The sequence below is a fragment of the Pseudomonas taeanensis MS-3 genome (assembly GCF_000498575.2).
GTDB lineage: Bacteria > Pseudomonadota > Gammaproteobacteria > Pseudomonadales > Pseudomonadaceae > Aquipseudomonas > Aquipseudomonas taeanensis.
In genome coordinates this window covers 739,701-754,695 of the sequence record NZ_AWSQ01000002.1, presented here as the reverse complement: position 1 = coordinate 754,695, position 14,995 = coordinate 739,701, and the positions used below count along the sequence as shown (strand labels likewise).

9 protein-coding genes and 1 pseudogene are annotated in these 14,995 nt (G+C 56.9%); all 10 read right to left on the bottom strand.

Annotation, left to right across the window (positions count from 1 at the left end):
* Positions 1–27 precede the first annotated feature (27 nt).
* The gene (locus tag TMS3_RS11555; RefSeq protein WP_083491743.1) at positions 28–4,803 is read right to left on the bottom strand and encodes a glycosyltransferase; all 4,776 of its coding nucleotides are present in this window, start codon (positions 4,801–4,803) and stop codon (positions 28–30) included.
* A 151-nt stretch (positions 4,804–4,954) separates the two neighbouring features.
* Positions 4,955–6,355, bottom strand: a complete 1,401-nt coding sequence (locus tag TMS3_RS11550; protein WP_025165437.1) for a glycosyltransferase — start codon at positions 6,353–6,355, stop codon at positions 4,955–4,957.
* Positions 6,352–7,302, bottom strand: a complete 951-nt coding sequence (locus TMS3_RS11545) for an FkbM family methyltransferase (RefSeq protein WP_083491742.1) — start codon at positions 7,300–7,302, stop codon at positions 6,352–6,354. Before TMS3_RS11545 ends, TMS3_RS11550 begins: the two co-directional genes overlap by 4 nt.
* Entirely contained in the window at positions 7,299–8,441 is a 1,143-nt protein-coding gene (locus TMS3_RS11540) for a class I SAM-dependent methyltransferase (RefSeq protein ID WP_025165435.1), read from the bottom strand. Before TMS3_RS11540 ends, TMS3_RS11545 begins: the two co-directional genes overlap by 4 nt.
* Before the next feature lie 58 nt (positions 8,442–8,499).
* The gene (locus tag TMS3_RS11535) at positions 8,500–9,369 is read right to left on the bottom strand and encodes a sulfotransferase family protein (protein ID WP_025165434.1); all 870 of its coding nucleotides are present in this window, start codon (positions 9,367–9,369) and stop codon (positions 8,500–8,502) included.
* A gap of 2 nt (positions 9,370–9,371) precedes the next feature.
* The gene (cysC, locus tag TMS3_RS25965; RefSeq protein ID WP_407691615.1) at positions 9,372–9,971 is read right to left on the bottom strand and encodes an adenylyl-sulfate kinase; all 600 of its coding nucleotides are present in this window, start codon (positions 9,969–9,971) and stop codon (positions 9,372–9,374) included.
* 156 nt (positions 9,972–10,127) lie between these two features.
* Positions 10,128–11,135, bottom strand: a pseudogene (locus tag TMS3_RS25960) (NAD-dependent epimerase/dehydratase family protein); the annotation flags it as partial.
* Positions 11,122–12,054 carry a class I SAM-dependent methyltransferase gene (locus TMS3_RS11525; protein ID WP_025165432.1) on the bottom strand — a complete coding sequence of 311 codons (933 nt, stop codon included), beginning with the start codon at positions 12,052–12,054 and terminating at the stop codon, positions 11,122–11,124. The pseudogene TMS3_RS25960 and the gene TMS3_RS11525, both read right to left, overlap by 14 nt.
* Positions 12,055–12,290: 236 nt before the next feature.
* Positions 12,291–12,947 carry an HAD family hydrolase gene (locus TMS3_RS11520; RefSeq protein WP_029866298.1) on the bottom strand — a complete coding sequence of 219 codons (657 nt, stop codon included), beginning with the start codon at positions 12,945–12,947 and terminating at the stop codon, positions 12,291–12,293.
* Between the two features lie 220 nt (positions 12,948–13,167).
* Entirely contained in the window at positions 13,168–14,994 is a 1,827-nt protein-coding gene (locus TMS3_RS11515) for a thiamine pyrophosphate-binding protein (RefSeq protein ID WP_025165430.1), read from the bottom strand.
* Between the last annotated feature and the right edge of the window lies 1 nt (position 14,995).

Genomic DNA, 14,995 nt, shown 5'->3' with positions numbered 1-14,995 from the left:
TCAAGCGCTACCTGGGTCTCAAGCCACTCAATCAGGCAGCCAGGCCTTACGCCAGGCCTCCAGGCTATGCCCTTCGAGCATCCATTCACGGGTTACGGCAGCACGCAATTCATCGCCCATACGGGCGGCGGCATCCAGATCGGCCAGATACATGCGAATGGCGTCGAGCCAATCCTTGAAGCGGTTCTTGACTCGGGTCACCGGCAAACCATCCTGATAGCAGCGCACATCACTGCAAATCACTGGATAACCACAGGCCCCGTACTCCAGCAAGCGCAGATTGCTCTTGCACTCGTTGAACAGGTTCTGTTCAACCGGCGCCAGCGCCAGATCCAGATTCAATCCAGCCAATGCTGCTGGGTACTGCTCAATAGGAACCCCTGGATGGAATTCATGGATAAAGGGCCTCAGTCCGTCTGGACACATGCCGAAGAAGACCCACTCCACCTCATTCGTCAGCGCCTTGACCACATCGGCAAGCATTTCCAGGTCACCAGCATGGCCGACACCACCCGCCCAACCCACACGTGGTTTGCTGGAACTGCGCCGCTGGCTGGTCAAGCCACTCCACTGGCTAGGATCGAGGCGGTTTTTCACAATCCGGATATCAGCGTGGAACTCCTGGAAGGCCTCAGCCATCGCTTCCGTAGACACTACAAAACGATCCGCATAGGAAATACCACGGCGCAGCGACCTTAGAATATCCTTGGGCATATGCGCTCGATACGCACTTTTCATCGGCAAATTTGGCAGGTAATCATCCAGCTCATACACTTTGAACGCTCGCGAGAATGCTTGCATTCGGCGCATCGCCTCCAGCCGTTCATCACCAATCTGGCGCTGCAGCAGCACAACATCCGGATCGTAACGCTCCAGATCCACTACAGACAGCATGCCAAACGAGAGGGCACCCTCAATCAATCCCTGCTGTTGCAAGGCATTGAAGGGTTGAATAACCCGGTATTGGCCACAGCCGGCAAGATCCGCAGGATGTGCCAAAACCGTCGGTAACGGCCGCCAAGCCGCGAGCGGCCGCCAGGACAACTTGTTATCAGCCAGCTTGAAGCCGCCAGGTTCTACCAAGGATAAGTTGGCGTTATAGGCTGGATCGCGCGCCAGCTTCGGCAACCATTTGGCATACATGGCGTCTTGCTCATCAAGCGAAGCTGCCGACGGCTCATCCCCGCCTTGCATAACCTGGACATCGGCAGCCCAAACGGTCAGGTAACCGGCCTCTTGGGCCTTCAAGCACAGGTCGGCATCTGCATAGCAGGCAGCGATGCCCCGTTCATCCAAACCACCTAGCTCCTTGTACAGCCCCCGACCAATCATTAGGCAATCCAGACTGACCGCGCTGTAGTTCTGATCGACTTGCAAGCGCTGCATGTAGCCGGCTGCATCCAGCGGTTCGCCCACAAAAGGGCGCCCTACGGGCCCGGTCAGCCCCAGCAGCAAGCCCGCCTGACGAACCTCGCCCTCGGCTGACAGCAACTTGGCACCGACCACGCCTACTTCCGGGCGCTGGGCATGATTGATCAGCCCATCCAGCCAATCGGCACCGATGATTGCGCTACCCGCAGAGAGGAGCAGGAGGTAATCGCCAACCGCGTGTTCCGCCGCTTGGTTGAGCGTGAGCGCCAGGGTGCAAGCCTCAAGCGCGGGGCGGACAACTCTTAGGCGAGCCTCACCCAACCCCTCTAGCGCACCGAGCCACTCCCCCACTGCTTGTGCTTCAGGGTGGCTATCAATCAGGAGCAATTCGTAATTAGGGTAACGGGTCGTTTCCAGCAGACTTTCTACACAACGCTGCAAGCGTGGTAATTGCTCGCCACAGACAATCAATATCGAAACCAATGGCTGATCGGGATGCCCATACTCGATGCGATAACGCCCAGGTCGGCTGGAACCAACAGTCGCCCCCTGATAGCCACGCACCTCGAGGTGCAGTGCAATAGCCCGCTGCTCGTCGGCAATATCAACCATCGCTGGTGGGTCGGTAATTAGCAAGGGCTCGGCAATATGCCCCAAACCAGCCAGTCCAGACCTATTGATCAAGCGCAGGATCAACTCGAATTCGAGCGCATCCTTGTATGCAGAATCAAATCCGCCTGCATCTATAAGTACATCTCGACGGAATAGCCAGTGCTTGGCCATCCCGGCAGGGAAGCTCAACAAATAATCGAGATTGAAATCGGGGCGGAAGGCTGCACCCAAGGCACCATCTGCCTGGCGATACATTACATCGCAATACACGGCACGGCATTCAGGCGCGGTCAGCAACTCCAGGCTGACCATCAGCAAACCACTGGCCGTGAACTCATCTCCAGCGCCGGCTAGGGTTATCCAGTCGAACGACGTATCCCGCAGCAACTGGTTGAGGGTTGCAACCCAATCATCGAAAGGCACGACCGTTACCCATTCGGGCAATGTCTCGTTGCCGGTTGGGGTTATCGTCAGAACCAGGGCATGCACGTTCGCCATGTTTTCCCGTGGCATACGCAGCGAGTCGAGGGTTCTTGAGACCTGCCCAGGGTTGCCGTGCCTGTCCAGGATCAGCACGCCTATCGAAGGTGCCTGGCCAGTCTGTTGTAAATGCTGTTCGACCAGATCTCGCTGTACCGGGCTCAACATCCGCTGCTGCAGCCACTCCTGCATGGACGAACTACCAGCATGCTGGCCCCCGGCGAGGCCAAACCGTTTTAGCTGCTCGCGCCGACCTTCACGCACCTCGTCACTGCCCAGATCTAAATGACGCAGATAGAGCACACGATAAAGTTCGGGGTAACTCTTCAGCACCTGCTCAGAGCGACGCTCGGGATCCACTTCAGCTTCACGCAAGCGAACTTCCACCGTCCGCTCATGCACATGATGAAAGTCCGCATGCCCGGCAAGACGCATCAGGAAGTCCCAGTCCTCCAGCCCCTGCAACGCCTCATCAAAACCGCCAGCGGCGGCAACCAGCTCCCGCGGGCAGGCAAATGTATTGATCGGAATATAGTTGCTGACCAGCAAACGCTCTCTGGAGTACTCATCGTGCAGATAACGCATCTCACGGTATCGCTCGAGCCGCTGACCGCCCTCCAGCGCCTCAATGACAAAAATCGCATCCGCGTAAACGACCGCACCGGGATGGCTTTCGACGGCCTGAGCCAGTGTTTGCAAGTGATGCGTCAGATACCTGTCATCGTCATCCAGATACACCACATAGCGACCACGCGCCAGATGCAAGGCTGCATTGCGGGCAGCAGCCGGCCCGCGATTGCGCCCCTGGTACAGATAGCTGATAGAAAAGTCGAACGCCTGGAGCAGCTGCTCGACCGGCTCGCCATGATCGTTGACCAGGATCACCTCGAAGTCCCGCCAGCTCTGGCTATCGATACTGGTCAAAGCATCCCTGAGCATTTCAGGGCGGTTGTAGGTGGTGAGAATGATGGAAAACAGAGGCGCCTCATTGAAACGCGCAAGCTCAGCAAGCCGAGCAATCAGCACTCTGGCCCGCTCGCCTAGCGGAGAGTGCTGTTCATCGGGGTAGCCAGACAGTCGACGCTCGATATGCGCTGCAACTTCACGTTCCCTGCCCTTGAGGTGATGATGTGCATTGCGCTGGAAAACGCCCTCGACAATGGCAAGGTGGCCTTCCAGCGGTTCCTTGGATGCGTAGAAACTGCTTGATTCCTGCGCGCCATGCCAACGATAGCTGACCCCCGGCGTATCGGCGTAGGCGAAATCGGGGTATTGCTCGGCCATCTGCACGACCATTTCCCAATCGCCCGCACCGTGGGTCTTTCCCGGACGCCAGGTTTTGCAGAAGGCTGCACGACGATGGATTACGGCAGAGGGCGTCATGTAGCAATCGTAGATCAGCAGATCGGATACCTCGTTGCGACCACCCACGTAATCGGCATTCCGATATCCAGGATGACGGGGCTGGCTCAGCGCCTGCCCCTGGCCGTCAACCCAGCGGATGCCGGTATAGCCGACAGCCACATGGGGATGGCGCTCCAGAGTGGGCAACAGACGCGACAGGTGACCTGGATTGAAGTAGTCGTCAGCGGACAGGAAGGTAAAATAGCGACCCTGTGCGAGCCAAAGACCGTTTCTCCAGTTAAAGCCCGGCCCATAGTTGTAGCGGTTACGCATGTAGCGCACGCGCGGCTCATCTTGGAACGAGGCCATGACCTCGGGTGTTTCATCCGTGGAGGCGTTATCCAACACCAATATTTCTATGTCGTCCTCGCCTTCATCCAGAACCGACTGGATGCATTGCTCGAGAAAGCGCCCATGGTTATAGCTGGGAATGATGACGCTCAATAGCGGCTCGACACGGCAAACCGCGGCAGCATCGGCGGCGATGGCAGATGTCAGACTGTGAATCCAGAAATCCGCCGAGCGGCTATAAAGCCTGGAATAATCTCGCTCATTGGGCTCCCGTGCTATCGCCCACTCTCCAGGATCTGTAGAGGAAGGATCAGTCAGTATTTGGGAGTTAAGGTAAATCACTCTTTCGCCGAAAAGAGGCACGTCTGCCGGGACAAACAACTTGGCGAATACGGTTTCGTCTGCCAGGGCGGCACGCTGGGTGGGATTGTATAGCAGCAAATATCGGCGCAGTTTTGGCGCCGGGTGAAATACTGGCTGTTCACAACGAGTGTGTGCAATGAGCAAAAGTCCATCGCAGGAGAAGGACTGCGCATCAGTCACGTGCTCGAACAGCAGGCCATTGCTTCTGCCGTAGATAGCCAATGGCTCCAGCGGCAGCTGTCGCTCTAGATCGAGCCAGTCCGTCTCGGAGAGCAGAAACATCTGCTGTTCTTCTGGGTCGAAGCCTACGATTCCCACGTACCAGGGTTGCTTGGAACAACGCCCCCCCGCGATCAAAGTCCAATCCGTCATGTTACTTCTACCCTGGTATGAGCTGTTGCTGGTCATGGCTAATCATGCAAACAAATATCGATTATTCGATCAGGCTCTTCCAAGTCATTATGACTTCCTGCCTTGGTAGGCTCTGCCTGATAATGGCCTCGATATAATGTTCGTGATCCCGTTCGGAACTGATAATAATGATATCTTTCGGTTCGACGTGGTCACGCATCCAGGCCGGCGACTGAATGGGAATGCCAAGCAGTTTTTTTCCGTGGCGATTAACATTGGAATCTATGCAGGCGACAATCAGGACATTCTTATTTCTCGCCTCGATGATCAGTAGCGCAGCAATGAATGCGCTACCGAATATGATGATTCGCCTGCCTTCCAGGGATTGGAAAATACTTGAATGAGAGACGCTTGTGGTTTTCTGCGCCCAGGACAACAATTTCCGTGTAGCGATGTCATGCGTGTCTGCTTGCAGAGTATTCAGCTTATCAACCTGCCCCCCCGGCGCGATCAAACTATCAAGTATGAAAATCGGCAACCCCGCCAGAAAAGCCTCGGGGGATGATTCTAAATTTTTCTTCAGCTTTGTAGTGATAGCTCTTATTTTGTCCATAGTGGATTTTTTTATCACTTCCTTTTCATTGGTGGTAATAGCTTCTTGTATATCGAAGCGAGCCACGAATGTATCGAAATGCAATGCCTGAGACTGAAAGCCAGGAATATCTGCAGCAGCCCTTTTCAGCCGGCGATAAAGGTAAACTCCGGGGCGAGAGAGACTCGCCGCATGGCTGAACTGATCGGTATGTACCCTGCGCCGCAGCAAGGGCTGGTCAATATAGCCGATGGTATTTTTCCGATTGATGCGCGCCGGTAGCAAAACATCTGCTATGCCCGCCCGATCCATTGGATTCTTGACCGCCGCTTTGGTGCGAAAATGAGCATGCACCGAGTACATTTTTGGGAGCACAGCCCGTTCCAACATCATCCCACTGGGCATAGGCCATAGGCGCTCCCTGAGAAAGCTGGTGATGTACTCGCCTGGGGCGAAGATACGATCCGAGCCATTCGTTAAAAGGCTATCGGCTATCGGCTTTCCATCCTGATCGATGTCACTGACGCGGGTCCAGACCAGACGCACATCAGGATTACAATCGAGAAAGTTCATTTGCCGTTCCAGCATATGACTTTCCATGATGTCGTCATCATGAGTAACAATGACTCTGCGCCCCAATGCAATGTGGTAGGCCGAGAGACAGTTGAACTGTACAGTGGAAATATTGGAGGAATTTCTAATGTAACGGATCCTTGGATCCTTCAAACTCAGAACGAACTCCCCTGTACCGTCAGTACTACAGTTATCGAGCACCAAAAGCTCAAAGTACGTGTAGCTTTGATTGAGAATAGCCGCGATGGATTCCTTAAAGTAATGCAGGCGGTTGTAGGTCAAAAGTGCAACTGTAAGCGGGGGGGCAGATGAATTCATGGCATGAACCGTAGCGTGCTTTCTACACCGGCAATATGGCGGTGCTGTTGCACATGCAGGAAAATAAAATTCGTTTCAAGCGTATCCTCATCAATGCCGCGGCAAGGAACCAAACCGCTGGCACCCAAGGTATGGGCTTGGTAGCCATGTTTGCCGAGCAGCGTCACGACATCGTTGGGGTGGTAGTCGAATTGCTTGGCCCACTTCCTCAGCAGCTCAATGAGAATCACCGGTTTGTGGGTGGCGATGATCTCTTCCCCCCCCTGGATCACCATGAGCTCAGCACCCTCTACATCGCACTTGATGATTTGGGGCACCAAACCATTGCGCTCACAAAACAGATCCAGGGTCGTGCTGGGGCAGGAGATCTTCTCGAGACTTTCCTGAGTACAGGGTTGTCCCGCCATGGTCAGAGAGGTGGCACCTGAACAATTGGGGGTATAGAGAAATTCCAGAGTGGCTTCACGATCCGAAAAAGCTAGTCGGTGCGCCTCGATGTTGGTGAAACCGTTATGTCGAATGTTGCGCTGCAGGATCTCGTGGGTATGCGGAATCGGCTCGAATGCATGGATCGGCACTGTGGGACAGTGTCTGGCTAGGGCCAAGGCATACCAGCCGCAATTGGCCCCAATATCCAGGATCGCCCCGCTCTCCTGAGTGACGGCCTTGAGGAATTCGGTTTCAGCCATTTCATAGGCGCGGAAATTCATCAGGGTACAGGGGACCAAGTGCTGATCCCTGGGATCCAGAAGCAGTTCGATCTGCTGAGAGCGGGAGCGGACGAAGACGCCACCCGCCTGGATGAGCAGAGCCTCAACATCGGTGCCGGCGATGAACTCGGGGTAATCGAACAGACCGGCATGCCGGGCATGGATGGCTTCGATGTAGTCCTGTTTCCTGGTTTCCCCGGCCTCGTGGGCGTCTCGGGTCTGGGTGAGTGTGTTCATCGGTATTCCGTAACTCCTGGCGCAAGACTGACGATCCTTCCGGCCCAGCCATACTGTCGGATGAGCGTATTGCGGATCTCTTCGGCATAGGTGGTGCTAGCGATGAAAATCGTGGCTCCCTGGTGATCCATGACGGATTCGGGGGCGGAGATGGTAACGCCGAGCAAGGGCTTGCCCTGCAGGTTCTTGTTCCTGTCGATGATGCCGCGAATGTTCGCATTGCCCAGGCGTGTATCACAAAGTAACCGGCTGGTGAGGGAGCCCGCCCCCCAGATGAGCAAGGGCTCTGCGCTTTCCTCCAGTTGCGCAGCCAATTCCTCCACCGGGCGTAATGTTTGCCGCGACAGGTTGACATAGCTGCGTAGGCTATCGGCCGACTCACCATCAGCCCTGAAGCTTTCCGAGGCCCTAGAGGTCTTGCGATACAAGGCCAGGAGATAGTGGTTGTCATAGAAATCATTGTGCTGGGAGATAACGTCAAGCTTCTCGAAGCCCATCGCACACAACAGGTTATCAAGGCTCGTGGCGCTAAAGAAATTGATATGTTCCAGCGCAAACTCGAGAAACGCCTCAGCGGGCGGCGACGCCCCGAAGGCCACTGCATCGGGAACGGCGATGAACAAATGCCCACCCTCCTCAATCAGATCAGCAATCCGGCGCACGCTGGCCTTGAGGTCGGCGATGTGTTCGAGCACACCGCACAGGGTGACTAGGCCAAAGGGCTGGGCTGGGGTAAATGCATCCACGGTTCCCGTCCGGATTTCCAGGCCGTGAACCTCCTTGCCCAATCGCGCAGCCGCCAGGCTGGGCTCGATACCAAGCAGCTCATGCAGGCCCGCCGCCTTGAAACGGGATAGGAAGTGGCCCATGCCCGAACCGATATCCAGCACCCGAGTCGTTGCGGACAACTCTATATGTTGCCGGACGAAGGCGAAGAAATCGTCGTGAATGCGTGCTAGCCCCGGCGGCACGTCTGTGTGCAAGTGATGCTCGGAGTCTTGGTAAAAGTGATTCAGGGCAGACTGGTCGGGAATATCGCTAGCGAAGGCAAAACCGCATTTCCGGCAAGCCACCACGTCGTAGTGAACGGGGGTAGCCTGGCCGGAGAAGAGGAAATGCTGGCGATGGATGAAATCCATGTCTTCGCCAGCACAAATTTCACAAGGTCTTGTGGACAAAGCCGGGCACCTCAGGCATTCAATCGTTCAACCAACGATACAGGGGAGATCCCGCTGCGATGCGGGCCTGGTATTCATCAAGGGGAATCTGGATTGCATCCCACACCTGGTACATCGAATACCGGGTATCGGGATGTTCGCAGCCTTGTAGCCGGATCAGTTCCGACAACTGGGCTGCAGCCTCCTCCAGGATCGCTCCGTACTGCGCGCGACTCTGCGCAAAGTGCTCTTGGGCGACGGCATACAACATCGCGTCATAGGCCAGAGGTCTAACCAAACGCGCCCTAAGTTCAGCGCTAATCGTATCGTCGTCAGGGCGCACATTACTCAACTGCGGAACGACGTGTCTCCAGCCAAGCTTCTTCGCCATGATCAGCAACGATATCTCGAAGCACTCACTGAGACCGACAAACTCACTAGCCCACAGGTTATCGATGGCGACTCCAAGCTGCGTCATGGAGATCGTCTCGGTGCTAAAAGCACCACTCACGAAGTGGGTCATGGTGTTGCGAAAATAGGGGATGTCCAACGCCTTGCTGATGCGCTCGCTGTCAGTGAGCCCCGGTGCGGCGAGCACCTGATGAAACGAATGATGGCCATGGCGCACGGCATATGCAATTTCAGAGAGAAACCGGGCGATGGGCTCCCGAAGAAAGGTGAAGTAACGAGGATTGCGAATACCCAGAAACCTATGGGTTCCATAGGGGGTATGACCCTGAACGAGCCGCATTCCCTGCATCCGGCCAATATGCGAAGCCGCAGTCGTCAGAATCTCCTTGGGATCGCCATACAGACTGAGTACCTCACCTGGCTGGTAGTTTTCCGTGATAAGGGTACGGATCGTGCTGCCTGCAGTTTTTGGAATATGTACAAAAATCGGGGTCGACACGCTCAACCTCCTGGTCCGAATTGAGTTTGCCTGTGCAGGTTTGCCATCAAGAGAATCTGCTGCGCTACTTCAAAAGGCGACAGCTGCACAGTGTTGACACAGATATCCGCAAAAGGCGGGGCCTCATAGGGAGCGTTAATTCCAGTAAAATTCGTGATCAATCCTTGCCGGGCCTTGCGATACAGGCTTTTGGGGTCACGCGCCTCGCAGACTTCGAGTGGGGTATTCAGGTAAACCTCAATGAAGCTGTCCGCACCGATGATGTCTTTTGCCATGACGCGATCAGCAATTAGGGGTGAAATCAAAGATACGATAACGATCAAACCTGCATCGTTCATCAGACCCGCGATTTCTGCAGTTCGGCGGATATTTTCCCTACGATCCTCGTGGGAAAAACCCAAATTGCGATTGACGCCATGGCGCAAATTGTCGCCATCAAGAACATAACAAAGTCGCTGTGCCAGGATCAGTTGCTGCTCCAGCGAATAAGCCGTGGTGGTTTTACCCGACGCGCTCAAACCCGTGAGCCATAGTGTCATCCCCTTTTGCCGAATCAGTTGCTCCCGAATGCTTCGGTCTATGACTCCCTGCTGCCAGAACACCGAAGCATCGGGGCAGACGGCTGACTGGCAGACTTCATTAGCACCCTGAGGGCGTGAGGTGTTCATCGCGCACTCAGGTATGGTTGGTGCGCACAGAGTGATAGTTGGCATGTGCTCATGCTTGCTATAGCGCCCGAGCGTTCGGTACAGCCCAGCCTGCAGATTGATAGTCGTACTCCAACCCAACCGCTTTATCTTGTCGATATTGAAGTGTCCCGAACTGCGTGCAGCTGGAGCTAAGGGACTACGGGCCTTTGCGGTGACATGCAGACGATCGGTCTTGCCCGCGGCCGCAATCATCATGTGAGCCAGCTCCAGGATGGTGGTTTCGTGGGTTTCCCCGACGTTGTAAGCCTCCCCGGCCTCACCCTTGAGCAGAACATGGAAAAGCCCCCGTACCGTGTCTGAGACGTAGCAAAACGGGCGAGAGGCGCTGCCGTCCGAATCGAGGTGGATATCCCGATCGCTCAGCACGTCGGCAAGCAGGTCAGCGATGGCTCGGCCATCGTCCAGGCGAATTCCCGGACCATAGCAGTGGGAAACGCGGGCAATCCTGGCGTCTACGCCGTACTGGACGTGGTAGGCCCGACACAGGGTTTCCGCCAGCCGCTTGCTCTCGCTGTAGCAGGCCCGCGGTGACAGAGGATCTTCACTACCGAAGTCGGTTTCCCCGATAGCCTCAATCTGTAGGACGTTGTCCCCGTAAACAGCTCCGCTGCTGAGAAACAGTAAACGGGCCTGCTTGTCCCGGGCCAGCTCGAGCAGTTGCCGAGTACCGTCGGTATTGGCGCGGATGGTGTCCACCGGCCGTTCCAGGTAGTGCCTGGGGCTGGCCGGGCTGGCCGCATGGATGATGAAATCCAGCGGCGTTGCGAGGCTACAGGGCTGGGTGACATCCTGAATCAAAAGGTTCAGCTCACTTGAGATATCCAGCCAGGGCAGACGCTGGCGCAGTTTTTCCACATCACGGGCCAGGACATGGATGCGCAGGCCGACTTGAGGATGACAGCGATTGAGCCAGGCCAAGGCCTCGACGATGTGTCCGCCGATGAAGCCCGAGGCCCCAGTGACCAGGATGTGACGACCGTACAGTTCCTCCCAAGGCAGGTCCGCCGCGAGAATGCCAGACAGATCTTCTCCGAGGAAAGAGTCAGGGGCCTTCATAGATAGTCTCTAGATTAGTGATGCGCTCCGGGGCAATCCCCAGGGAAAGCAGGTGTTGCCGGATTCCGGCCGAAAACTTTATCGAGCAAATGAGGATGGGTAACTCCCCATGGAGTTCCGGGGTGTAAGCGGTGACGACGTGCCGGCCGAGCTGCTGTCCCCATTTGGCCGGGGACGAATCCAACAGGGCCTGAATATCCAGCGCCTCGGCCAGGGGCTCCACGTAATTCAGGAAATCACCGCCTATGCCATAGGCGATGAACGGGCCTCCGAGCCGTTCGTGGAAACGCTGCAGTAGCTGGGTGCGCTGGTCGCTAGCCTGGGGCTGAGGTTGGGCGACGACCCGGATCGAGTCCGGGTAGACCGGAGATTCGTAATGTCCCAAGGACAATTGATGGCAGGTAAATCCCTGACCGGCGAGCAGAATCGTCAGGGAGGCTGGGGTGAACTGATGTAGATGCTCTGGGTTATGGTCATTGTCCAGCAAGGGATGACCTGCACGGTTGGGTACTTCGATCAGCAATTGTCCACCTGGGGCCAGCAGCCTGGACCAAGCCTGGAGTTCCTGCGCGGGATTGGCGATATGTTCCAGCACGTGGAAGGAAACGATCAGGTCATAGGGGGATGATTCCACCTGGTCAGCAGGGGTCGGGAAGACCTGGTCCAGCTTCGTCAGGGCCAGCTCTCTGTCTTGGGATAATTCCACGCCATCATAGACGACGGGAAAACGAAGCTTGGTTTCTCCGCCCAATACCCCTTCGGCGCAGCCGATCTCCAGAACACGCCGCGTCTGGGGTGTTAGCAGAGAAGACAGGGCTGCGACCCGGTCAGCAATTTTTCTCTTGAACCAGGGCGCATGGGGGTCGTTGCGCTCAGCCAGCGTCTCATAGTAACGACCGCTTACTGCTTCCTGAGGCATACGCCAGCGGTGCCCGCATCGCGAGCACCCAGTGTAGGCAGGGCTAGCCTGGGGCTTTTCGGCCGAGGTGGCGCAACATGGACATGTGATGGCTGCGGTCGGCATGGGATCAGCTCCGGACAGCCAGGAAAACATGGCGCGGCAAGGCCACGAATGACACCGGGTGAACCGAGGCGCATATTTTAGCCGCTGACCACAGGATCAATTCGACGGAATTCATCACTACCCTTGCCTTCTCATATCACAGCGGATGACTTGGTATCAGGCGCCAGGCGCGCCACCAACTGTCGCGGCGACACAAATGGCTGACAGCCACTCCCGAAACTTCCGTACCCCCAGGCCACCGGCCAAAAATCTACTGCATTGGCCGCAGCGGCACGGCCATCCTGTTCCGTGTCCCCGACGTAGATGGCCGCCTGCGGTGCAATCCTGAGTTTCTGCAGCAGCGCGGCAATCATTCCAGTCTTGTCGGCATAAAGCCCAGGGTGAGAATCACTCGCGAAAACCTCGGAAAAACGCTCGTCCCATCCCAATGCATTGATGATCTTTCGTGTCGGCAATAGGCGCTTATTGGTAGCAATTGCCAAGGTCAATCCCTGCGCGCACAGGCTGTCCAGCAACGTGTGCCAGCCGGCATAAGCAGGTGTCTCCAAGCAGGCTTTGGAGTCGTAGATATCCTTGAAACTGGCGCTTAGCGCATCAAGCAGTGCGGGATCGCTTTGGCCACTCAGGGACTCTAGAGTCTGACGTAGTGGTGGCCCGATCAGGCTGTCATCAACAGTACGGCAGGCTTGCAAACCATGAGCCTGCATCACCTGCTTAAAGCAACTGAGAATGGCCGGTGCCGAATCGACTAAGGTGCCGTCGAAATCAAAAAGGATGTGGGTTTTCATCGGCAATCCCTGACCAGCGCGCTGCAGTTGCCCCGAAAGTTAAGCCGATGAGCCAGGGCAAGCCCAACTGCCGTTCCAACACCGGTGATGGCTGCACTGCGACGATTAATGAATGGGTTAATGATCGAAACTGAAGCCACCGATACCTCTCCTGATGCACAACTTTGCAGTATGCATACTGCAAAGTTGTGCATCGGACTCAAGAGCGAGAAAGAAGGATTCAAAGCTGCTGCCGAACCTTGCGCGACACCTCAGTAAGGTTGCCGTCCATTTCCTTCTCCAGGACCTCCAGCGGCAGTAGCGGGCTCATGTCCTCCAGCGGCATCGAAGTCATCGAGCCATCCGGCTGAGGCACAGCGGCTACCTTGGGGCTAAGCGCTTCGTCGTTCATCAGCATGACCTCGATGATCAGTGGGCGCGGCTGAGCCATGGCTTCGACCAAGCCACTGGCCAGCTCCGATGCATCGCTGATCCGGCGGAACGGTAAGCGGTAGGTGCGCGCTACATCCTCCAGGTCCGGCATCCACAGGCCGGCCTCTGGCCCGGTGCCGACATAACGGCCTTCAAAGTAGTTGCGCTGGGTATTGCGGATTGAGGCATAGCCGCCATTGTTCAGCACCACCAGGCATATCGGCAGGTCGAAGGCTCGCATCGTCGCAAACTCCTGGATGTTCAGCTGCAAGCTGCCATCGCTCTCCACCGCCACCATCGGCTTGCGGCCGTTGGCGAAACAGGCACCGATCGCAGCGGGCAGGCCGTAGCCCATCGCACCCAGCCCGGAGGTCAGAAACACTCGCTGGCCGGGGCGGTTGCGGAACACGGTGTAGAACACCTCCACCGCCAGTCCGGAGCTGCCGGTACTGATCAGCGTATCCGGGGCGATGGCGTCGGACAGGCTGTCGGCGAGCTGAAAATGGCTGATCGGCCCAGTGGCCGGGAACGGCTTGCCATCGTTTACGCCATAGCGGCTCTTCCAGTCACGGCAGCGTTCCAACCACTGAGGCCGACGGAACTCGGCGCCGTCCAATTGCTGACTCAGCGCGGCGAGGAACGTTTTGGCATCGCTGGTCACGGTCAGATCCATCGCCATGTCCAGTTTCTCAATTTCATTGGCATCCACATCGACCACCACCTTGCGGGCAGCGCGAGCAAAATCGCGTGGATTGTAGGCCGTGATGATGTTGTCCAGCCGGCAGCCGATGGAGATCAGCAGGTCGGCGTTCTGGATTGCAAAGTTAGGCGCGCGCAGAGCAACAACCCCCGGCCGGCCCACATACAACGGATGCTCGTAAGGCAGTAGATCCATGGCATTCCACGTGGTCACCACCGGCACGCCCATGGCCTCGACGATGTTGCGAAACAGCTGCGCCGCGCCGCTCAGACGCACACCATGACCGGCTAGCAGCAGCGGTCGCTCGGCCCCCTCAAGTAGTTGATGAATCTGCTCCAGCACGCTGGTGTCGATTGCTATCGGTTGCTCTGGCGGAGCTTCCCAGCCTTGCAGCAGCGCCGGGTCGATAGGGGCACCCTGGACATCCAGCGGTACGTCTATCCACACCGGCCCGGCACGGCCGGCACGCGCAATACTCACTGCGCGCTCCAGCTCGCGACGAATGTCTTCTGGGCGCTCGATAGTCACTGCATATTTGGTGATGGGGGCGACTACGCTGACGATGTCCACTTCCTGCACACCCTTCTGCCGCAGCGGTGCGCCGCGCAACAGGTCGGCGCGCTTGACCTGGCCGGAAACGATCAGCAGCGGCACCGATTCGATCCAGGCTCCGGCCACTGCGGTCACGGCGTTTGTCGCGCCAGGACCGGTGGTGACCATTGCCACACCCATGTTCTCGTTGATCCGGCAGTAGGCCTCCGCGGCGATGGCTGCCGCCTGCTCATGCAGGCAGGCGACCACCTCCAGGCGCGGGTGCTTGCCCACCGCATCGTTGAGGTGCATGGCACCGCCACCGGGCAACAGGAAGACGTGCTCCACGCCCAGCCCTGCGATGAAGTCAGCAATGTAGTCAGCAACACGATAAGGGCTTGGCACG